The sequence below is a fragment of the Dyadobacter sp. CECT 9275 genome (assembly GCF_907164905.1).
Lineage (GTDB): Bacteria > Bacteroidota > Bacteroidia > Cytophagales > Spirosomataceae > Dyadobacter > Dyadobacter helix.
The window spans coordinates 642,692-665,931 of record NZ_CAJRAF010000001.1; the positions used below are offsets into that span (position 1 = coordinate 642,692).

Genomic DNA, 23,240 nt, shown 5'->3' on the forward strand with positions numbered 1-23,240 from the left:
AACATTTTGACATGGATCGTTACCATAATTTTACCGCTGAGGAGTTTCTCTGGGATGAATCTTTCCGTAACTGGGTTTTGAGGCCCACGAGGGAAGATGACGCCAGATGGCGAAACTGGATCGCGGAAAATCCTGATAAGGAGTCTGTCATTCTTCGCGCGAAGGGCCTTGTCCTGGGCATATCTCCTGGCGTCGTTGCGCTGCCCGATGCAGAGAAACAAAATGCGATCAGGAAGATATTGAGTCAGTTAAGTGAGCCTTCTGAGGAGGCAGAACAGATAGATGTCCTCCGTTTTTATCAAAAAAACTGGTTCCGTTTAGCGGCTGCTATTCTGTTGGTTATTGGACTGGCATGGGGCATGTGGGGACGGCATACAGATAAATCCAGGGTTAATTATGAGCAACTGGTGGCTACTTCTGCTGACGTGCTGACCGAAAAAGTGAACCATACGGACAAGCCCTTCCTGGTTACACTGCAGGATGGGAGTACTGTATTGCTGAACCCCCAAAGCAAAATCAGCTATCCTGCAAAATTCGGGTCCGACAAACGTGAGGTGTACCTCTCAGGCGAGGCTTTTTTTGATATAGCCAAAGATCCTTCCAAACCATTTTTTGTGTATGCCAATGAAGTGGTTACCAAAGTATTGGGCACAAGCTTTTTTGTGCGGTCCTATACCAATGAAAAGGAGGTATCGGTTTCAGTGAAAACCGGTCGAGTGGCGGTTTTTGCCAGAACGGATCCGGGCATTGAAAACAAACAGAATTCCAAGGAACTGACAGGCGTGGTGATTGAACCAAACCAGCAGATTGTTTTCGTGCGCGAAACGGTAAAAATCACCAAGAGCCTTATTTCCAAACCCGAGCTTGTGGCAGAAAAAGACAATCATTACAATTTTGACTTTGACGAAACCCCTGTTTCTGCGGTTTTCTCGGTTCTTCAGAATGCATACGGTATTGAAATTATATACGACAAAAATATCATGAGCGAGTGCCCTATCACAGCCACGCTCACCGAATTGTCATTATTTGAAAAACTTGATCTGATCTGTAAGGCCGTCGGAGCGGAGTATGAACTGATCGACGGGCGGATCATTATTGAAGGTAAAGGTTGTAAAATGCAATAAAGAAAAAGCCGGCAATGCTCCAACATTACCGGCCTCAGAGTGCCCCGAAGGTTTTGCCGACCATAACATCTCATTTTGTGGGATGCGGGGAAGTTAGTGCCAATAATCACAATTAACAAAAACTGTTCAAAACTATGAAAATACCGTTACAGTTCAATCGTCAACTGTTAATTCTTATGCGGATAGGTCTGGCTCAACTTGTTTTATCAGTGTGGTTTATGGGTACGGCCACCGCCGTTGATGTCCGTGCCCAGGAATTATTAAACAAGAAAATAAGTGTACAGGCCCAGAATCAGGATGTGAAAGCAGTACTTCACCTGATTGAAAAACAGGTGGGCGTCCGGTTTATTTTCAGTTCCAAGCTGATCCAGTCCAACCGGAAAATTACCATTCTTAAATCCAATCAGGAGTTATCAAAAGTATTGGAGGACTTTCTGGTGCCACTTGGTCTGATGTATGAGGTTTCAGGAAAAAACATCGTGATCAAACCTTCGGCCCAAATTCCCGAAACTCAGCCCGGCACTTCCCTTAAAACAACCCTCTGGCAGGCAGCAGAGATTGTGATCAAGGGAAAAGTAACCGATGCAGATACCAAGGAAGCATTGCCGGGAGTCAATATTCTGGTAAAAGGTACCCAGACCGGTACCTCAACCGACGCCAATGGAAACTACTCCCTCTCGCTGGAAGATGCCAACGTAACCCTGGTTTTTAGTTTTGTGGGTTACGAGTCGCAGGAACACAGGGCGGGGAATTCAAATGAAATCAATATCAGTCTTAAAACAGACCAGAAATCTCTGGAAGAAGTACTGGTGGTGGGTTATGGTACGGTAAAGAAAAGTGATCTGACCGGATCCGTTTCATCCGTGAAGTCTGCTGAACTCACCGCCTATCCTGCGTTGGGGACGGTGCAGGCGCTGCAGGGACGTGCTGCCGGTGTTCAGATCCAGTCCAACAATGGTGAGCCGGGTTCATCTTTTAAGGTACGTATCCGGGGAGGTACTTCCATTAATGCCAGCAGCGATCCTATTTATGTGGTGGACGGTTTCGTGGGCGGTGCTTTGCCCCCTCCGGAAGATATTGAATCTATTGAAGTGTTGAAAGATGCTTCTGCAACAGCCATTTACGGGTCCAGAGGCGCCAATGGGGTGATCATGGTAACCACTAAAAAGGGGCAGTCGGGCAAACCCAGAATTGACTTCAATACCTCGTTCTCGTCTCAGACCGAAATCAACAGGCTCAAGCTGCTGAACGCTGAGCAGTTCCTTGCATACGTAAAAGAAGCGCGACCAAATATTGTATCTGCAGGTGCAGATACCGACTGGCAGGATCTGATCCTGCGCAAAGGAGGTATTCAGAATCACCAGCTTTCGATCTCCGGCGGTAGTGATGCGGTAAAATACTATGTATCAGGAGCGTATTACGACCAGAAAGGTATCATTCTAAATTCCGGATACAAACGTTATTCCGTAACCAGCAATATTGATATCCAGGCGGCAAAAAGATTAAAAGTAGGGCTTAATCTTTTCGCTCAGCGCATCTCCCGTCAGCAGTCAAAAACGCAGGAAGGCTCCGGCGGACTGACACCCGGAGTCATTGCATCGGCGTTTAAATTTGAGCCCGACCAGCCCATCATGGATGCCAACGGAAGATTTACCGTGGCCAGGCTGAACGACCCGATCGACAACCCCTATGCCATTGCGACACAACTTCAGAATGAATCGTTAAACGACCGGATACAAGGGAACCTTTATGCCGAATATGATATCCTGAAAGGCCTCAAATTCAGGACTACCCTGGGTGCTACCACCAACAGCGGACGGGCCGGTACCTTCACGCCAACAACCCTGAACGACGGCCGGAATGTGGGCGGCAGGGCTTCTGTTAACGGGTCAAAAAGTACCTTGCTGCTGAATGAAAACTACCTGACGTACAGTACCAAAATAGATGCTTTCCATGATCTTTCCGCTATGGTGGGTTATTCGCAACAAACATCCTCCAGCGAGGCCTGGGGCGGAACAGGCCAGTCGTTTATTACTGATGCGGTTTCTTATTGGAACCTGGGCGGTTCGTCGGTATGGCAAAGTCCTACTTCCGGTCTGACGGAGTGGCAGCTGGCTTCCTACTATGCAAGAGTAACGTACGCATTTGCAGATCGTTATCTGTTTACCGGTAATATCCGCCGCGATGGATCATCCAATTTCAGCAAAAACCATAAGTGGGCCATGTTCCCATCTGGTGCTTTTGCCTGGAAAATGTCAAGCGAACCTTTTATGGCGAATGTAAGGGCCATTAATCAATGGAAATGGAGAGTGAGTTACGGCTTAACGGGTAACCAGGCCATTGCGCCTTACCAGACCATGGCCAGGTTCTCCAATGTATACACCATTATTAATGGGGTTCCTGTAAACGCTGTGAGGCCTACCACCATTGCAAACGACGACCTCACCTGGGAAACCACAGCGCAGTTTGACGTGGGTACAGACGTAAGTCTTTTTAATAACCGTCTGAACCTGATGGTGGATTACTACCGTCGGGTTACCAAAGACCTGCTTTTCAGCGTACAGCTTCCGCAATATTCAGGATATACCAATCAGCTGCAGAACATCGGTTCGGTGGAGAACAAAGGATTTGAGATCACAGTCAATACCCGTAACCTGGTGGGTGCCCTGAAATGGAGCACGGATATCAACCTGTCTGTGAACAGAAACAAGGTACTTACCTTGCCGGGAGGCACCGATATCCTTTACGGTTCGGCACCAGGACACATGGTTGGGCTGGGGCAGACACAGATCTTACGTGAGGGCTATCCGGTAGGAAGTTTTTACGGATGGATCTATGACGGCGTTTACCAGCAGGGAGATACTTTCATTCCGGGTGGAGGATTTGAAGTGGCAGCAGGCGGAGAGAAGTTCAGGGATATTAATGGTAAAAAAGACAGCAATGGCAAACTAACCGGGGAGCCCGACGGACAGCTCAACAGCGACGACCGTACCATCATCGGCAATCCGCATCCAAAGTTCACCTGGGGTATGAACAATGATTTCAGCTGGAAGGGTCTGGACCTCAACGTTTTCTTCCAGGCTTCCCAGGGGAATGATATGCTGAGTTATACGCTCATGGAACTTAACCTGCTTTCGGGGATCAACAATGCTACCACGGATGCATTGAACCGCTGGTCTCCAACCAATACCAATACGGATGTTCCCAAAGCATTGACAGGACGTACCCGAAGGGTTTCCACACGCTGGATTTCAGATGGAAGTTTTGTCCGGTTAAAAAACCTTGCACTCGGGTACAATTTGCCAAAACCGGTTCTGGATAAACTGAAACTTACCAAGCTCAGAGTATACGTAAGTGCCCAGAACATCCTGACGTTCACCAAATACAAGGGTTATGATCCCGAAGTAAATTATTCGTCGGATGGTAATACCGAAAGTAATACCAATCTGGGGTTGGACTACGCCAGTTATCCCAACGCCAAGTCGTATACGGTTGGTTTGAACATCGGTTTCTAGCATTTCAAAATCCTTAAACAAGAGACAAAATGAAGTACCCTATAAAAAAATTATTTCTCCTCTCTTTCGCAGCCATTATGCTGGGCTGTGTTGATCTGGACGAAAAGCCTGTCGGATTATTGGCACCCGAATCCATGTTCCGCTCCAAGCAGGACGTTCAGACAGCTATTTTCGGTGCTTATGGCTGGATCGCCACAGAAAGGCTTTATGGCAGGCAATTCGTTTCCGCACTGATGCTGCGGAGTGATATGGAAGACATCGGTGACCGCGGTACACCCGCAGAAAGACAGCAGGTCAACGATTTTAGTATGGATGATAACAACAACATGGTCATTCAGTTCTGGCCAACGTGGTACCAGGTCATCAGTGCCGCCAATGCGGCAATTGCCGGAGCGGAAGCTTTGAAACTACCCGAAAATGAGATCAACCCGCTCATCGCAGAGGCTCGTTTTGTAAGGGCATTCAGTTATTTTCACCTGGTGCAGGTTTTTGGAGATATCCCTTATATCGACTATTTCATCAGTAATCCGAATACGGTAAAAGAGATTTCCAAAACACCCGCGGCAACGGTTTATACAGGCATCATGGCCGACCTGGAATTTGCCAAACAATGGCTGCCGGAAAAGCAGCCTGCCGAGGTACGCAGCCGCCCGTCAAAAGGTACTGCCGCTTCTTATCTGGCGTCGGTATACCTGACCAACCAGGATTATCAGAAAGCATATACCGAAGCAAAGTGGGTGATCGACAACAAGGATAAATTTGGCTATGCCCTCGAGGCCGACTTCCAGACACTCTTTAAGGCGCCCCAGGCCAACAATATGAAGGAGCACGTTTTTGATATTGATTTCCTGGGCTTGCAAAGCGGAGCCGGTGGCGCCAACGACGACATCGTTCCTCCCATGACGGGCGTAAGGGGTGGTGATGCGCCCAGGAGTGGATGGAGTGTGATTGTGCCCTCAATGAAAGTATATGAAACCTGGGATTCAAGAGATTACAGGAAGGAAGTAAGTTTTGACGACTCGATCATGATCGGCGGGAAGCTGGCGCCTTACACGCAATTTCCCAATACCAAACGGCCGCATATTGCCAAGTATGCCCGGTTTGCAGGAAATTCCAACTCTGAGGGCCGTTATTCGGATCATAACTATGCCGCCTTCCGGTATGCCGAAGTGCTGTTGATTGCCGCGGAAGCATCCGCAGAACTCAACGGTTCCAACGAGGAGGCCATCGGGTATATCAACCAGATCAGGGCAAGAGCACGGAACTGGGCAGGCAAGCAAACCAATTTTCCTGAAAATGTAAAGGCTGGTTTGGGCAAAGCCGAGTTCATTGAGCTGGTGCTGGAAGAACGCCGCCTGGAGCTGGCCTTTGAATACAAACGCTGGTACGATATCAAACGCCGGAATCTGGGAGAAAAAGTATTTAAGGGTCCCGACGCCATGGAACCCCATGCCAACTTCAATCCTGCCCGCGATTACCTGATGCCCTTGCCAAGGGTGGAGCTGCAGGTGAACCCCAATCTGGCACCGCAGAATCCGGGATATTGAGTTACCTCTTTACGGACAGATAACCGGCCAAAATCAGCGATACGGATTTAGGATTTATTGTAGTGATATTCATGAAGAGGGTGCCAAATCTGTGATGAGGCACCCTCTTTGATTTGGATGTTTTCATTATAACTGGACGAAGAATAGTGATTTGCCAATTAACGCTTATCCGAAGGTCTGCGTAAAACCCGTATTCCATTGTCAGTAAATCTGATTTCAAGGATAAAATCAGGTTTACTGACAATGGAATACGCTAAAATAGCTGGGATAGGGTGAGACAATTTACAACTTGTATTAAGCGCAATATGGTCTACAACAGGATATTCAGCGTATAGTAAATTATCTCTATAATTTATATCCCAGCCCCAATCATCTTCCAGGCAAAATGACGATACAATTATGCTGAATACCTTTAAGCTCTCCTGGCTGCTTTTTATTATCTTATCACCCTTCCTGGCAAATGCTCAGAAAAATACAGAAAAGGCTGACATCCAGACGGCGGAATCTTCTCAATATATTAAATGGAAACTGGATTTCCGGGAGAAGGGCTTTGATCTGAGAACACTTGACGATCCTGCTATTGCCCTGGAAGGGGTAAATGGAGCTATTGAGATCAATGGAAAACCATACTCTTTAAGTAATGCGAAACTCATTTCTTCCAAAGAGACCATAACCGGGCAGGGGCCGGGACGAAGAGTTGAATACTTGTTTCCCGAAATTAACTGTCGGTGGATATGGAACTTCGTCTCCCTCAGTGATGGAGTAGAAATTTCGGCAATAGTAAAGAATGTGGGCAAAACGCCCCTGTTAATTGAAAACTGGAATGTTGTAAGCCTATCTCAGGCCCAGAGCGGGCGCTTCACCTTTGGAAGCGATCCGGGTAATGCCCGCTTTTTCAGATGGCATACCTGGGATATGCGTGTTGAACTGCTGGAGAGTGGAAAAGGCAGGCACTCTTCGGAAAACCTTTGTTTGCTGGTGGACCCCGTACTAAAACAGTCGTTTATGGCTGCCTTTCTTACCATGGATCGTATGCGCAGTGACCATAGCCTGCGTTATTCGCCAGAGAATGGAATCGAGGAATACAAGGCGACATGCCGCTTTGGTAAATATGAATTACGCCCGAAACAGGAACTGGTTTCTGAAAAGCTCCATATTTCGTTTCAAAAGGATCCCTACAAAGCGTTGGAAAACTGGGCGGATGTCATTTATCAAAACAAGAAGCCTGTATTTGCGGATTTACCGCCTGTTGGCCTGAGCGGAGTTGCCTGGGTAGATACCTGGAATGAGCACGAAGGTGGCTACGCGGAGGTTTCAATCGAAAATATTAAAGCATTCAGAAATAAATTCAAAGGATTTGATGCGGACATTTTCCGCATTAGTACACTGAATTCGTTAAAAGACGGAATTCCCGGCAATTGGAAAATAGCCAACGAACGGCACTTCGCATTTACCAACGGCTACGAGAATTTCATCAAAGAACTGAATAAGTATGGTCTCAAAGCAGGAGTATGGGTGTCTCCATTTTGGTTTGCCGGTGAAGCAGACGGCGTGCTGAAAAATAACCAGGAAAACTTGCTGCGCGACTGCAACGGAAAAATCATGTCCGAAAGATTGAATTGGTCAGAAAACCGGGACGACACCACCCGTATTTCCCGGCTAAACAAATATTGGCTCGATGGCACGCACCCAAAAACAGGGGAATATTTAAAAGACGTTTTTGCGTACAACCGCAAAATTGGCGTGCGTTTTTATATGCTTGATTTTCTGGATGTACCCAAAAACAGCTGTTTGTATGACCGGTCAAAAACTCCTTTGGAAGCAGCTGGAACTATTTTGAAGATGATCCGAAAAACAACCGGAGACGACACACATCTTCAGACTGCCGTTTCGTCTACTCCTGCCTACAGTAGCATTATTAACGCAGCCAGGGTAGGGCGCGACTATGGCGAAAGTAGGCCTTTGCAAAGCCAGGGAACTCCGTTGAGCGATTGGGGCAACGCAACCTATGTCCTTAACGACCATCATTATTCCAATACCCACTACCTGGTACAGAATGCCGCGGCTTCCTACTTTACGCACAGGAAATTGTACATCAATGATATTAACGCTTTTACCATTGATAAGCCTGTCCCCCTTGAGCATGCCCGGATCACGACCACCATGTTCGGGTTATCCGGCAGTCCGCTGATGTTTGACGACGACTTTCGCAGAATGGATAGCGAACGTCTTAAAATGGCCAAGCTTTGTTTGCCAAGAACAAAAGGATGGCCAATGCCCGTAGATCTTTTTGATAACGTCTATCCGGATAACTACTCGCGGTATTTAAAACTTCCGGTAGAAACTTCCTGGGGTTCTTATCAATTAGTGGCGGTTTTTAACCATGATGATACAGTTTATAACGCTCAGCTTGATTTTACCCGGCTTGGCCTTGATACTAAAAAACCTTACTGTGTATACGAATTCTGGACAGAAGAATATTGCGGAACCTATCAGGAACGTTTCAAATATAGTATCCCTCCAAAGTCCTGCCGCCTGTTCCGCATCTTTGAAAACCGCCAACATCCCTGGCTACTCTCTACGGATATGCACATCCAGCAAGGAGCAGTAGAAGTAAAAAACCTTCAATGGGATGAGAAGAGAATGCGTTTGTCAGGAACCGCAACCCGCCCCGTAGGTGAGGTAGGAAACTTGTTTTTCCTTATGCCAAGGAGAATGCGCGTTACAGACAACAAAGGGTTATGGTTACTGAAAGAGTTGGAGGATTATAAGGTCATCATCCGTAAGGAAATTACATTCACAAAAGAAGAAGAGGATTTTGAGATCTTTTTTGAGCCCTGGACAGAAAGGAAGTACGTTCCCGGCCATTTGATGCCGAACGCTACCGTAGAAGAGTGGTTGGAGCAAGTAAAAAAACAGCGCAAGCCGGGAGACACACGGGTGTTTGAATGATCTCGGAATCAATCAGAGAACACTTTCCGGTAGCCGGTTTGATTAAATTGTCAGTAAACTATTCAGGTATCTGATCATAGCCTTAAAAGGAGTGATACCTTTATCAATCCACAGGCCTATGCAAACGGCCAAACCTGTTTAATCCAGTATTTCCTAAACCTTATATCATTATGAGCGAGCATAACAGCAGGAGAGATTTCCTGAAACAGGCAGGCCTCGGAGCATTGGGCCTCACCATTCTTCCATCCCTTTACGGCAAAGTAGCCGCCAGCGACAGGCTCCGTATTGCGCACATCGGCCTCGGCGGCATGGGGAACGCACACATGAAATGGTTTGCCAACTTGCCCGAAGTGGAGATTGTGGCACTTTGTGATGTGGATCAGCTGCACCTGGGCGAAACGCATCAGAAACTTCAGGCCATGCAGCCCAATGGGAAAGTACAGACTTACGAAGATTTCAGGCATATCCTGGACCGCAAGGACATCGACGCCATAACCGTGGCCACGCCGGATCACTGGCATGCGCAAATTGCCACACTGGCGTTTCAGGCCGGGAAGGACGTTTACGGCGAAAAGCCTCTTTCGTATGATTTGAAGGAAGGAAAAATGATGCTGAAGCATGCAACAAAATACGACCGGATTTTCCAGATGGGCAATCAGATCCATGCCGGAGATAACTTTCACCGGGTGGTGGAAATCATCAAGTCCGGAGCCATCGGGAAGGTACATACCGTAAGGTTATGGAAAACCGGCGGTTCGCCTGATCTTGGGTCTCCGTCCGTAAAGCCCATCCCAAGTACCCTAAACTGGGACATGTGGCTGGGGCCCGCCCCCTATACCGACTATATTCCTGAGAAATGCCATTTTAACTACCGGTACTTCCTCGACTATTCCGGCGGAATGTTTGCTGATTTCTGGTGCCACATTGCCGATGTGGTTTACTCCGCCATTCAACCCAAGGGACTAAAAACAATTAACGCAAGGGGAGAGGCTCCAACCGGAATAGCCACCGCGCCCAAATGGCTGGATGTGGATTATGAATTTGACGGTCTTAAACTGTACTGGACCACCATACCACCCAATGTACCCGGCGCTGCAAAAAGAGGGATAGGTGCGTTTTTTGAGGGAGACAAAGGAACGCTGATCTGCGATTACAATACCCGGGAAATTACCATAAACGGAGAAACGGTAACCGATATTCCCGAGATACCGATCACCAATCCGAGGTCTCCCGGCCACCAGCAGAACTTTGTGGATGCCGTTAAAGCACGCAAACAGCCGGAGTCCAACCTGGCCTATGCCCGGGAACTTACCATGCCCATGCACCTGGGGCTGATCTCCTACCGGCTCAAGAGAGAACTCACCTGGAATGCCGAAAAGGAGAAATTCAAAGGAGACAAGGAAGCCAACAGACTGCTGTCCCGGAAACGGAGGAAAAAATGGGACCTGGTTTGATCAACCCCCGTTCTAGTACCTGAACCTGCTTTGTAACGGTAAAACCACTCTTTCAGCTGGTTTTACCGTTACAGTTGTTTTTAGCCATCCGTTCAGCGAAAATGGTCGGCAGGGGGTATAGAGGGTAATTTTCAATGGGTAGCTTTTTGGTCAATTTTGAATGGAGATATCCTCTTTTTTGTTTTGGTAAGTACTCTGCTAGCATAAGAAAAGGGGGCCGGTTGTGGGAAGGTACCAGACGTTAATACCAAATTGAGTGAAAAACATCGAATAAAATTATGGAACATAACCGTATGAATAGGTGTGCATAGTGTAAAATAGGTGCGTATAGCATTTTGAAAGGAAGATCCCGGAGTGAGCTCAACAATCCGGAATTACTTTGTTTTTAAAACTTACAGGCAATCCTCCTTAGATCTATCCAGCCGTACAATGGTTTCGTAAAGATTCCTGAGCTCTTCCTGGTATCTTGATGCAGCACCCAAATTTACGCCACGGATCGAATTGAATTCATCCCTGTCCATCTTTACATTTGTCAAAATAGCTTCATGACAAATATCTGTTCCGCTCTGGGCTAGCTCTGTAATTACGTCTTTGGCATTTTCCAGCAGGAATACATTCCAGCTATAAATGGACGGATTTTCCAATTCATTATACCTGCTGATGTATTTAGCTATAATTGCGCTTGTGCGATCCTGATGATCGGTTAATAAATCTTGAAATGTTTTCATAAAAGAGAAGAGTAAAAAACAAATGGTTGAGAATAAATGGAAGTGATGTTTCAGTAGTAGCCTACTGGTACCTTCAATGTCAGAGAAATGAGGAAATTTATTGTTTTATAAATTTTATTTGTTCCACTGCGCCGTTTAGACGTGCAATGCGGCCTACATATATACCTGCCGCCAGGTTTGAAACATCAATTGTATTGGACATAGCGGAAGCCGTGTTTTTTGAACAATCGTAAACCAAATGCCCGGTTATGCTACTTAGCTGAATACGCTCTACCTGCTTCATATCATCGATGATCAGCGTCAGCTTCTCTTTTACAGGATTAGGATACATGACCATCGCGGCGAGTTGGTCAAATTCAATATTCCTTATTCTGCTATAGGCAAATGTCAGATCCGTGTCAATCATTTTCAGACGATACAGATTTGTCCCGCTTTGCACATCCTTGTCCGTGTAACTATAAGATCTTAGGTATGTACTTTCTCCAGCCGATTTTACGCTGCTTATCGTTTTCCAGCTGTAGCCATTTAAACTGTGCTGAATATCAAACCGGTCGCTATTGGTTTCCGCAGTGGTGGCCCAGGTAAGTAAAGCAGAGCGGCCTTCACCAGGTTTAACATCAAATGCTGTTAGGGTAACAGGCAAGGCAGTTTCCTCATTGGTAATTATGTTGTTATGCAAGGTAATAGCACCCGCAGTTGTAAAAGCCTTTCCAACAAGCGTAGCTTCTTCCAGTAGCTCTATGGCTCCACCAGCCACTATGGTACCTGCAAAGGTAGATTGGCTCCCGAGACTAACCGCATCCTGAAAACGCCAGTAAACATTGTCTGCAGCGGCATTATTGGTAAGTATAATTTTGGAAGAGGTACCCGTAGAAAAGGCTCCGCCGAACTTAAAAATAAAAACAGCATCGGGGTCTGAACCGGCGTCGAGTGTCAGATTTCCCTCCAAAGCGACTGCTCCGTTCAGGCAGTAAACGCCGGGCGTTAGGATTGTACCATTGCCAATAGGAGAGGTTAATACGGTTACGCCACAGGTGATGTCCGTGAATGAATCATAAACGCCCTGCATTTTTTCCGTGGCCGCAATTGCCTCCGCATCTGTTGGAATGTAACTGGTACCAGTGAACGTTACCCCCGGATCGGTGAACCCTGTCGTGGCACCTGCGCCTGTCCCGATGTCCCCTGCAACTTTTGAGTTACCGTTGTTGGTCAGCTCTCCTGCCGCAGTAAATAAAATGAATGGAGCTACAGCATCATCAATTACTGGTGTAGTTTGCGCGGAGACCCGTTCATTAAAAGCTATGAACGAAATAAGAAAGACTGTTAAAAATAAATTTTTCATAAGTTGATTTTAAAATGTCATGAATTCCTCCGGGTTGCCGTGGATTCCCTAATGTAAAATGATGTTGTTTCAGGATTATCCAGGAAGATCACGGGCAAAAAAATCTCAGCAGATTGATCTGCCTATTGCGCAAAAGTCCTGTATAACAATTTGTAGGCTAAAGCTGCATCAGTAGGTTATGATGCAGAACAAGAATGGTAAAAATCCTTTGATCGGGATTTTTTTGATAGGATAATATACTGAAAGACAATTAAATATGAGCATCTTATGATCAGAGCACATGAGGAGCACCGCTTTTTGTCTCAAAGTATTTCTACAAAAATTATTCCACTACCTTTATCAAGGAATTACATAGCAAATCAGCAAGAAACTCCCCATAAAAGTAAAAGTGGGATATTCTGATTAACGTGTAAGTTTTAGGGATAAATGCCCCCAAAAGGTATCTGGGGTGAATGGGGCCATATTTTCTACAGAATGCATATATTGTTAAAGCCTGTTTTACCCGTTTCCCACTATCCCGGTTTCCCACTTTAACGGTAAAACCTACTGAAATAGATGGTTTTACTGTTAAAGTTCTATTTAAATTCGAGCCTAATACCTTGCGGGTGTGAGAGCCGCCCGGCCCTATCCGGAGTTGAGGGACTCAGGTTGCAGATAAGGCAAAAAAGGCCAGGCAGTAGCCTGACCTTTATGTGACCGCGACGGGAATGCATTAAGCGTTAATTATCAGTGTGTTTGTTGTATACTTTACTCGGAGGTATCAAATAGGTATCAAATTTCTTATATTTACTATACACTTGGGCTTGCTAATGCTTGATACGAAAGTGAAGTGAAATTAAACCGTACGCAATGAATATTTTTAATAAGAGGTTGAAGTCTAATGAAGGAAATCAAAATTCAAATCCTAAATCCCATAGAGTAGATAAAATTTATTCGTTATTAGAATTATACCATTTCACTCCGGCACTATTTGTTGGAAAATATTTAAATAAAATTCGATAGCTAAATACAAAGTTAACAATTTATTATTCCTTTAATAAGTTGTTTATTTCATCAGGAGATTACTACTTAGGATAGTAAATACTTATAATTTTAAAGTGTAAGGTCTCCGCAGTTTGTGATATCTTAGTCTTTCAATAATATTGTAGCCTTCTGCATCAGAGCTAGAAGGAATTATAATTTTGTTAAGTGAATTTTTATATACCATTAGTTATGGAATTCAGATAATTTTTGCTCTAATAAACTTCTTTTTCTAGATCTATTCAATGGTTTATCTACTGACGATAAAGTTTAAATGAGATTAGAGTCATACATGGAAAGGATTTGATGTTTTCTTAAAAAAATCTGCGAGTGAAGGAAAGACTGACTATTTATTCATTTAAAAATAATTCCATTTTTGTTTTTTCTTTATCCAGAATACTTTTTAATAAAGGTGATATATTATTTTTACTTTCTTCTTCAGCAATTTTAATCATATCCTTCCTTAGGTCAATGAATATAAGTAAGTCCTTACCTGAATATTGGTTGTTAGAATCCACTTGCTCTATTATTTTTTCTTTATTTGAATTTGATAATTCATCCCATACACTTGGTTTTAAAAACCAATGATCTGAATGATATATCATCCAATTTTCGATTTCTGATAGCATGTAGAATGGATTTGCGTGAAATCTATCTGTATATAGGTCCATCCATTTCTTATACTTCACGTATGATGCCAAAATAATATAAACTTGATCCTGGTAATGCAATACATTTGCAATCATAAAAATATTTAGATTTTTCTTAGGTGACAGGGTTATTATACCTGATAAACAACATGGTATGTGAATATCGATGTTAGTAACCGTTATGTAAATGTTTTGTACTTTGTTTTTTTTTATGTCCTTTGATATTTTATCTCTAAATGGAAGGAGAATATTGTTTAGAATAAATTTATTGTTATTCATTTCTCTTGTTAATTCATCTTCAATATAAGTTTTGCGAGAGTATTTCGTTGATTTTAGCTCAATGCTTTTGTCTATTTTTACGTATGAAGGTAATTTTGATACTAATTTTCTCTCGAATTTTCTGTTTACTATTTCTAAATATCTTTGTTTTGAATACTCGAGACTTTCAATCATATTTTGCTTAGAAAATATTTCTCTTGAAATGGATCTATATATTTGTAATTGTATATTTTGAAGGTTCTGAAGATCTTTACTGATTTCTAATTTATCAAATATTCTTTCATGCTCTATACAAAATCCAGGGAAGACTGAGGCGTTTTTGATATTGATAGCGGTAATTTCTAATTTCTTTTTTTTTAGACTATACTCTGGTGTGACTACCTTATTGTTTTCGGATATTTGAAGTAGGGGCTCAGACTTCTGAATAGTATGAGATTTAATCGTTTCGTTGGAGCAATTTTTATACATACATTGATGTGTTGAATGCCTCCATTTTCCGAAATTATTCATTATATCATAAAGAGTTCGAATTTGTTCACTTTCATTGTCAAAATCCACAAGATCTTCTTCATTGATAGCCGCAAATTCCTCTAAGGTTCTATCTAATGCATCATTGATTTCTGCAATTATTATTTTATTCTTCGGTAAGCCCATTTGTCTAATTGTTTATTAAATATAAAAAAAGCACTGGCTTTTCGCTAGTGCTTCTACAATTTAATGTTATAAATTGCTATCGATTATATCGATTAAAAATATGTTCCGACCAACTATGCCACTTTAACCAGCTTTCTCAACAAACCCATCATAGCAACTTCATTGATCGACATTCTTTCCCCTCGCTCCTGTCTGCTTTCCAATGATGCCAGTTGAGCGCGGGGCGAATTACTATCATCTTTTTCTTTCTTGCCTTCCTCTTTTTTGTCTTCCTTGCGGGAAAAGCCTGTTTTCTTTTCAATATGCTTCACCAGATCGTGGAAATAGTTGTATCCGGTGATATCAATAATCTTGCTTCCGGGGTTGCCATTCACTTCCACCACATAACTATTCCCGTCCTGAAATTTGAGGCCTGGTACCTGGGAAGTTCTGACACAGAATTGAGTAGCTCCCGCATTTTTGTGCAACGATCCTCGTTGCGATAACGATTTCGTCTCGCACACGAACTTAAAGGAAAATTCCTAACTACTTTTTCGAGTGATGAAAATGTGTGTTCGGAGGCAAATTATACCTTCCTTGCTGATCGAACTTAAATGCAGATGCATATTGCAATTTCCGGGCAGCGAATAGCGTATCTGCATTTTTCTTGCATGCATCCCTGGCAACTCCTATAATGTAGCAGTGATATGTAAACCAGCAATGATCATCCTTTTTGGTATGTTCGGGTAACTTCCAGTTGCCGCTTGTACCTAGGATATTCCGGGTTACTACTGAGATTTCGCTGGGTTGAAAATTTCCTTCGCTATAAAGGCTGTCGACCATTCCGGCCTGGTTTACCCTGAAATAAAATGTGGAAGATCGGAATTGACATTGATCAGCGACGAAAGGAAGTCCATATTCGAGATACTCATTCAGTGTCGAGATTCTTGTAAGGATTTGCCGGGAATCAATTGGAGCCCTGAATTCCGGCAACCATTTTTGTGCCTGTGTCTGACAGCTGATTAAGGCAAACAATAGGGAAATCTTGATTTTGTGCACAGTAAATTTGCTTTGTAAGTATGCCTTAAAGAGAGAGGTTTGTTATCGGAATAGCAGATTTGGTGCGACACGTCTGAAATAACGCTTAGGCAATTACAGTTAAAGTGCATACAAACTTATGAATTTCATTGTTAGATCCTAACAAAACAAAGGAAGCCAGGCTCATGCCTGGCTTCCTGGTGACCGCGACGGGAATCGAACCCATATCTAGAGTTTAGGAAACTCCTATTCTATCCGTTGAACTACGCAGTCAAAAAAAGATTTCTCACTTTCATGAGAAATCCGTTCGGGGTGCAAAATTGATGAAAAAGAGTTTAAATAGCAAGTACTTATTCTTCAGTTTGTACCGCAGTGTATCCTAAATCCAGCCAGTTGGGGTAAATGGCAAAGTGCTTTTCCTTCACCAACGTGAAAATTACATTCCGGAGCTCGTCAATATTCTCTTTCTTTTCAGCGGAAATAAACACAACACGGTCTGCTTTATCGGCTATGTAGCTTCTTTTCAGCTGTTCCAGAATGCTCTCGGAAGTAGCCACCGGCTGGTCTTCTTCTGCCAGGGTTTCGTCGTTAAAGGCTGGTTTGTAAAGATCTATCTTGTTGAAAATAAGTACGGTAGGCTTGTCCGCCGCGCCAATTTCAACCAGCGTTTTATTGACCACGTCCAAATGTTCCTCGAAAGACTGGTGGGAAATATCCACCACGTGGAGTAAAATATCGGCTTCCCGTACCTCATCGAGCGTCGATTTAAAAGACTCGATCAGCGTGGTGGGCAGCTTCCGGATAAATCCTACGGTGTCGGTCAGCAGGAAGGGAATGTTTTCCATGTTCACCTTGCGCACGGTGGAATCAACTGTGGCGAAAAGCCTGTTTTCTGCAAAAACATCTGCTTTGGAGAGGCCGCGCATGAGGGTGGATTTTCCCACGTTGGTATATCCCACAATAGCCACGCGTACCAGTCGGTCGCGTTCTTTTCGGCGGGTTACGCTCTGGCGGTCCACTTTTTCCAGTTTTTCTTTCAGGAATGCAATCCGGTCCTTCACGATCCGCCGGTCCGTTTCGAGCTCGGTTTCACCCGGGCCCCGCATCCCCACACCCACACCAGACTGGCGGCTTAAGTGTGTCCACATCCGGGTAAGCCGCGGGTACATATACTGATACTGCGCCAGCTCAACCTGTAATTTGGCCTGGGCCGTTTGTGCCCGCATGGCGAAAATATCCAGGATCAGCAAACTCCTGTCGATTACTTTGATGTCCTTAAAAACAGCTTCGAGGTTCCGTACCTGTGAGGGGGTAAGGTCATCATCATAAATGATCATATCCACCGGGTTGGCGGTCACAAAAATAAGGATTTCCTCCAGTTTCCCTTTTCCGGTGTAGGTCCGTATGTCTGCGCGTTCGAGATTTTGTGTGAAAGTCCTGACCGTTTCCACACCCAGGGTGGTTGCCAGAAAAGCAAGTTCGTCCAGGTATTCCTTGGTTTTTTCCGCGCCTTGCTTTTGTGTACTTACCGCCACTAAAACGGCAGTTTCATGCTTAACAGCGGTACTATGTAATTTTCTTTTTTCAATCATTCAGTTTTATTTTAGAGGTCATCCGGACCGCCCGGTAAATTCCAGTCCGCAAAAAATATTAAATATATGGCTGCTTCCGGGACACTTCCATGCGGTATGAAACAGCAAGCCAAACGGGACGGTACTTGCCCGAGACGCAGAACAGGGAACGGAAACCGGTCATCAAAAGTTCAGGCGGCCAGTGGTGAAGTTACGTTGAAGATTTGTATTTATCCATTTTTTAGTTTGAATTTTAAAAAGAGAGTTTAGTATATTTGCACAAAATCTCACGCCCATGTTGGTTCTCATCTACGGCTAATCGACAGCCACTCTTTTTTCTGATCCGTTTTTGTCCGGATTTTCTCAATAGGCTTCTCTAAGCCTTAACTTTCATCTATAGTACTACAACTTTCTTTTATTCATGAAAAAGTGGTTTACACTGTTTCGTCAGGCACTTAGTGGTTCTGAGGAAAATTATACAACCGGCAGTATCAACAAGGCTATATTTTTATTATCCGTACCCATGATCATGGAAATGATCATGGAGTCGCTCTTTGCGGTGGTGGATATATTTTTTGTTTCCAAGATCAGCATAGAAGCGGTTGCAACGGTAGGTCTGACAGAATCTGTCATTACCCTGGTTTATTCCATTGCCATCGGGCTCAGTACTGCGGCAACGGCCACCATTGCGCGGCGTACCGGGGAGGGAAATCATGACAAGGCCAAAACGGCCGTCGGGCAGGTGATCCTGATTTCGCTCGGGATTTCGGCCATTACTGCTATTTTCGGAGGGATTTTTGCCGGTGAGATACTTGGCATTATGGGCGCGGACCAAAAGGTGATTGCAACCGGCACCCTGTTTGCAAGGGTTCAGTTCCTGAGCAGCCCGGTGGTGATCCTGCTGTATGCCCTGAGCGGCGCCCTACGCGGGGCCGGTTCGGCAGCAACGGCCATGCGTTCACTGATCATCGCTAACGGACTTAATATGATCCTCGGCCCCCTGCTGATCTTTGGCTTGGGGCCCTTTCCTGAACTGGGCGTAACAGGAGCTGCCATAGCCACCGCACTGGGGCGTTCTGTGGGCGTAGGTTACCAGTTGTATTCCCTGGGGAAATCATCTCTGGCTTTCAGGCTGAAAGATTTGCTCCCTGAAAAGGAAACCATTAAAAGTATTACAGAAATTGCCGCTGGAGGTACCGTCCAGTTCCTGATCTCCTCTGCGAGCTGGATTTTTCTGACCCGGATACTTGCCGAATTCGGCAGCGATGTAGTGGGAGGGTATACCATTGCCATCCGCGTCATTATGTTTACCCTATTACCCGCCTGGGGCCTGGCCAATGCGGCAGCAACGCTGGTGGGGCAAAACCTGGGAGCGGGGCAGATCGACAGGGCGGAGGTATCTGTTTGGAAATGTGCGTTCTACAACCTGCTCTTCCTGGTAGGGTTATCCTTGTTTATGTTCACCGGGGCCGAATATATCATAAGCTGGTTTACGGGTAACGCAGATGCCATTGCAACGGGTAAGATGGCCTTGCGGGTACTCTGCTTAGGATATGGATTCTATGCTTACGGAATGGTGATTATCCAGTCGCTGAATGGCGCGGGGGATACCAAAACCCCCACAGTACTGAACCTGATCTGTTTCTGGCTGATCGAAATACCGGTGGCCTATCTCTTAGCCGTGGTTATGGAACTTGGGCCTGTCGGGGTTTTTGCGTCGGTGCCCATTGCTGAGTCGATTCTGGCGATGCTGGGAATCTGGCGGTTCAAAAAAGGAGGCTGGAAAACCGTAAAAGTGTAAATTGCAATATTCTGTCCGGGAACCCACACCGTTGCGGGCACTTTGGTTTTAAGTACATCGGAAAAATAAAATGGCAAGGTTATGAAAATTGAACAGATTTATACCGGGTGTCTTGCACAAGGGGCTTATTTCATAGAGTCGGAAGGAGAGGCAGCGGTGATAGATCCGCTACGTGAGGTAACTTCCTATATCCGTAAGGCGGAGAAGACGGGTGCGAAGATCAGATATGTATTTGAAACACATTTTCATGCGGATTTTGTATCCGGGCATCTTGATCTTGCCGCTAAAACCGGAGCTGTCATCGTGTATGGGCCCCAGGCAGAAACCGGGTTCAGTTCCTACAAGGCAAAGGATGGGGAGGTATTTAAGCTGGGCAATATTAGCATTCAGGTATTACATACACCGGGACATACCTTTGAGTCGGTCTGTTATTTACTGATGGATGAAAACGGGAAACCAGCCGCGCTTTTTAGTGGCGATACTTTGTTTATAGGAGATGTGGGAAGGCCTGATCTGGCACAAAAAGGGGATATTGACCAGTATGATCTTGCAGGAATTTTATACGACAGCCTGAGAAACAAGATCATGCCCTTGCCTGATGATGTAGTGGTATATCCTGCCCATGGGGCAGGTTCTGCGTGCGGGAAAAACATAAGCAAGGAAACCTCTGATACACTCGGGAATCAGAAACGGTTCAACTATGCATTACGGGCAGATATGTCCAGAGAGGAATTTATTGCGGAGGTGACAGCGGGCTTGCCGGAACCTCCGCAATATTTTCCCGAAAATGTAAAAATGAATAAGGAAGGGTATGAGCCCATGGATGCGGTGATGAAACGGGGTGATCGTGCGCTGGCACCCCAGACTTTTGAGACCATCGCCAACCAAACCGGAGCGCTGGTACTGGATACCCGAAGCGCCGCTGAATTTTCAAAAGGTTTTATTCCTAATGCAATCAATATCGGTCTGGATGGAAGTTTTGCTCCCTGGGTGGGTGCTTTGATACCCGATCTTAAGCAAACGATTCTGCTGGTGACGGAGCCTGGACGTGAGGAAGAAGTGATTACCCGTATGGCCAGAGTGGGTTACGATTATACCATAGGATACCTGGATGGAGGATTTCAATCCTGGCAAAAGGCGGGGAAGGAAGTGGATACGGTCGAGAATATTTCGGCAGAGGAATTGTCGGTCAGGGCTGCAAGTGAAGCTGTCCACGTGATAGATGTCAGGAAACCGGATGAATTTGAGAAAGGGCATGTAAAGGATGCTTTCAATCTGCCTTTGGATTATATCAATGACCTGATGCAGGAATTTCCCAAAGGAGAGCAATTGTACATTCACTGTGCGGGTGGATACCGCTCCATGATAGCGGCTTCTATTTTAAAGTCAAGAGGCTTTGAGGATGTGGCTAATGTTGAAGGAGGTTTCGGGGCCATCCAAAAGACCGGTTTGCCGGTTGTTTTTGGTTCAAAGTAAAAAGTTTACGGCAGGCAGGGCGTATGACTTTGTTTTTTGGCGATTTATACAAAAGCTGCGTTATTGGATTTACCTAAGTTATGGTAATTAATTCATTTCAAGAACTTTCGGTATTCCGAATGGGTTTAGATAAAACTAGTTGTTCTATATAGTATCATGGAAATAATCGAATGGATCAAGAAACCGTGGCCCTGGTATGTGGCTGGCCCGCTGATCGGGCTTACGGTACCCACTTTGCTTTTGCTTGGTAACAAATCATTCGGGATTTCCTCTGCATTGCGGCATATCTGTGCAGCGGTGATTCCGGCAAATATTTCTTTCTTTCGATATGACTGGAAAAAAGGAGCCTGGAACCTGTTTTTCGTAGCCGGGATTACACTCGGCGGATTTGTGGCTGCGTACTGGCTAGCCAATCCCGGGCAGATCGTCGTGGCGGCATCAACCCGGCATGATCTGGCGTTGCTGGGGATTACTGATTTTGGCGGCCTGATGCCATCAGATCTTTTTTCAACAGAACAGATCTTTTCTTTAAAAGGGCTGATATTCCTGGTTTTTGGCGGCTTTCTGGTAGGTTTTGGTACAAGATATGCCGGAGGATGTACCTCGGGACATGCTATTATGGGACTTTCAAACTTGCAATGGCCTTCATTGGTAGCCACGATCAGTTTCATGATCGGCGGTTTCGCTTGCACTCACCTGTTATTGCCCCTATTACTCCACGCTGTAAAGTAGCTGGTATACTTAAGATTTTAATGGAAATGAAAGAAGGAACAAAAAACAGAGCAGCTTTTGAGAACGATGGCCTGGTGGCGGAGCAGGATTGTTTCGACGGTACCAACCAGCAGCAAAAGCCGGAAAATTTTCTGCATCAGATTCAGTACCTCTTCGTGGGGATTTTATTCGGGATTGTTTTTGTGAAAGCAGAAATCATTTCTTGGTTCAGGATTCAGGAAATGTTCCGTTTCCAGTCGTTTCACATGTATGGAGTGATTGGTTCTGCCGTTGCGGTTGGGCTGATATCCATTCAGCTGATCAAACGTTTCGGTATTAAAACTACCCGTGGTGAAACAATCAGCATTCCTGATAAGACCTTTGATAAAGGGCAAATCTATGGCGGGCTGTTATTCGGCATTGGCTGGGCTATTACCGGAGCGTGCCCGGGGCCACTCTTTGCTCAGATCGGCAGCGGGTTTCTGGCGGTTATTGTTACTCTTTTAAGCGCCATTGCAGGTACCTGGACCTACGGGTTACTCCGTTCCAGGCTCCCGCACTGATCAGCGCTTTCTTGCCAGAAGGTATAACTGATCGTCTCCCAGGCTGAATGCATCTGCTTCGATGTTGGCAAAGGTTCCCATTACTTCGAAACCTGCGTTTTCAAAAAATCCGCAGAGTTCTGCAAGCGTGTAAACATACTGTCGGGCCTGGTGGGTAACCTTTTCGGTGCCGGATATAAAGGTTTGTTCGGCTTCAATACATCCTTCGGCAGCATTGTATTCATTTTGTGCAAGGTAAACAATTTCATCCGTTACGGGCATCCAGATCCGCGTCTGGAAGTCGGGGAAGATACTTTCGGCTAGATGCTGCGTGTGAATGGCAAAGTGGGCACCAGATTTAAGATGACCTGCAACTTTGCCGATCAGTTTCTGCAGGTCTTTTCGGGGGAAAAAACTGAAGCTGTTTCCCAGGCAATAGGCAGCGTCAAATTTTTCGCCGGCCAGATCATGTTCCAGAACATCATCGCAAATGACGTGGATAGCCAATCCGTTATCGGACGATGCGGTACTGAGTTCAGTACAATACTCGGATGAAATGTCCACACAGGTGAGCAGACAGCCTTCCGCTGCCAGCGGCAGTGCGTGCCTGCCATATCCAGCCAGGATGTCAAGTACCTTCTTTCCTGGCTCAAGTTCGAGTACATCCCTCAGAAAATCAACTTCAAATTCTGTATACGCTTCATCCTGATGCAGTTTCCATGCACGTTGAGGCAATCCCTGAAAATAAGTATGGTACCAGGCCAAGGTCATAAAGGTTGGTGTGAACTAATCAATTTTGGCAAAAGTAGGAAAAACGCAGACTTTCCCCACCCGAGACTTTCCAAGTCTTCAAGACT

15 protein-coding genes and 1 tRNA gene are annotated in these 23,240 nt (G+C 45.1%); 9 read left to right on the forward strand and 7 right to left on the reverse strand.

Annotated elements, in window-relative coordinates:
- Positions 1–11 precede the first annotated feature (11 nt).
- The 5 genes from KOE27_RS02525 (at position 12) to KOE27_RS02545 (ending at position 10,592) form a co-directional block, all read left to right on the forward strand.
- A complete protein-coding gene (locus KOE27_RS02525) occupies positions 12–1,124 on the forward strand; it encodes a FecR family protein (protein ID WP_215237280.1) in 1,113 nt (370 codons plus the stop codon).
- Between the two features lie 134 nt (positions 1,125–1,258).
- Entirely contained in the window at positions 1,259–4,639 is a 3,381-nt protein-coding gene (locus tag KOE27_RS02530) for a SusC/RagA family TonB-linked outer membrane protein (protein ID WP_229252604.1), read from the forward strand.
- A 29-nt stretch (positions 4,640–4,668) separates the two neighbouring features.
- A complete protein-coding gene (locus KOE27_RS02535; protein WP_215237281.1) occupies positions 4,669–6,186 on the forward strand; it encodes a RagB/SusD family nutrient uptake outer membrane protein in 1,518 nt (505 codons plus the stop codon).
- A gap of 399 nt (positions 6,187–6,585) precedes the next feature.
- Complete coding sequence (locus KOE27_RS02540) at positions 6,586–9,138, forward strand: hypothetical protein (protein WP_215237282.1); 2,553 nt, start codon at positions 6,586–6,588, stop codon at positions 9,136–9,138.
- A 170-nt stretch (positions 9,139–9,308) separates the two neighbouring features.
- A complete protein-coding gene (locus tag KOE27_RS02545; RefSeq protein WP_215237283.1) occupies positions 9,309–10,592 on the forward strand; it encodes a Gfo/Idh/MocA family oxidoreductase in 1,284 nt (427 codons plus the stop codon).
- A gap of 392 nt (positions 10,593–10,984) precedes the next feature.
- On the opposite strand, the gene KOE27_RS02550 is transcribed toward KOE27_RS02545, so the two are convergent.
- The 6 genes from KOE27_RS02550 to hflX form a co-directional block, all read right to left on the reverse strand.
- The gene (locus tag KOE27_RS02550; RefSeq protein ID WP_215237284.1) at positions 10,985–11,320 is read right to left on the reverse strand and encodes a hypothetical protein; all 336 of its coding nucleotides are present in this window, start codon (positions 11,318–11,320) and stop codon (positions 10,985–10,987) included.
- A gap of 97 nt (positions 11,321–11,417) precedes the next feature.
- Positions 11,418–12,662 (reverse strand): ice-binding family protein, encoded by a 1,245-nt coding sequence (locus KOE27_RS02555; RefSeq protein WP_215237285.1) that lies wholly within the window; start codon positions 12,660–12,662, stop codon positions 11,418–11,420.
- Positions 12,663–14,032: 1,370 nt separating this feature from the next.
- Positions 14,033–15,265 (reverse strand): hypothetical protein, encoded by a 1,233-nt coding sequence (locus KOE27_RS02560; protein WP_215237286.1) that lies wholly within the window; start codon positions 15,263–15,265, stop codon positions 14,033–14,035.
- Positions 15,266–15,378: 113 nt separating this feature from the next.
- Complete coding sequence (locus tag KOE27_RS02565) at positions 15,379–15,768, reverse strand: hypothetical protein (protein WP_215237287.1); 390 nt, start codon at positions 15,766–15,768, stop codon at positions 15,379–15,381.
- A gap of 712 nt (positions 15,769–16,480) precedes the next feature.
- Positions 16,481–16,555, reverse strand: a tRNA-Arg gene (locus tag KOE27_RS02570).
- 77 nt (positions 16,556–16,632) lie between these two features.
- Positions 16,633–17,874 carry a GTPase HflX gene (gene hflX / locus KOE27_RS02575; protein WP_215237288.1) on the reverse strand — a complete coding sequence of 414 codons (1,242 nt, stop codon included), beginning with the start codon at positions 17,872–17,874 and terminating at the stop codon, positions 16,633–16,635.
- 400 nt (positions 17,875–18,274) lie between these two features.
- On the opposite strand from hflX, the gene KOE27_RS02580 reads away from it, so the two are divergent.
- The 4 genes from KOE27_RS02580 to KOE27_RS02595 all read left to right on the forward strand — a co-directional run bounded on the left by KOE27_RS02580 (position 18,275) and on the right by KOE27_RS02595 (position 22,404).
- Positions 18,275–19,654, forward strand: coding sequence for an MATE family efflux transporter (locus KOE27_RS02580; RefSeq protein WP_215237289.1), 1,380 nt, complete (start codon positions 18,275–18,277; stop codon positions 19,652–19,654).
- Between the two features lie 81 nt (positions 19,655–19,735).
- On the forward strand, positions 19,736–21,130 hold the full coding sequence (locus tag KOE27_RS02585; protein ID WP_215237290.1) for an MBL fold metallo-hydrolase: 1,395 nt from the start codon (positions 19,736–19,738) through the stop codon (positions 21,128–21,130).
- Positions 21,131–21,286: 156 nt separating this feature from the next.
- Positions 21,287–21,862 carry a YeeE/YedE family protein gene (locus tag KOE27_RS02590; RefSeq protein WP_215237291.1) on the forward strand — a complete coding sequence of 192 codons (576 nt, stop codon included), beginning with the start codon at positions 21,287–21,289 and terminating at the stop codon, positions 21,860–21,862.
- 26 nt (positions 21,863–21,888) lie between these two features.
- The gene (locus KOE27_RS02595) at positions 21,889–22,404 is read left to right on the forward strand and encodes a YeeE/YedE family protein (RefSeq protein WP_215237292.1); all 516 of its coding nucleotides are present in this window, start codon (positions 21,889–21,891) and stop codon (positions 22,402–22,404) included.
- On the opposite strand, the gene KOE27_RS02600 is transcribed toward KOE27_RS02595, so the two are convergent.
- A complete protein-coding gene (locus tag KOE27_RS02600; RefSeq protein WP_229252605.1) occupies positions 22,405–23,154 on the reverse strand; it encodes a class I SAM-dependent methyltransferase in 750 nt (249 codons plus the stop codon). It abuts the gene before it with no gap.
- Between the last annotated feature and the right edge of the window lie 86 nt (positions 23,155–23,240).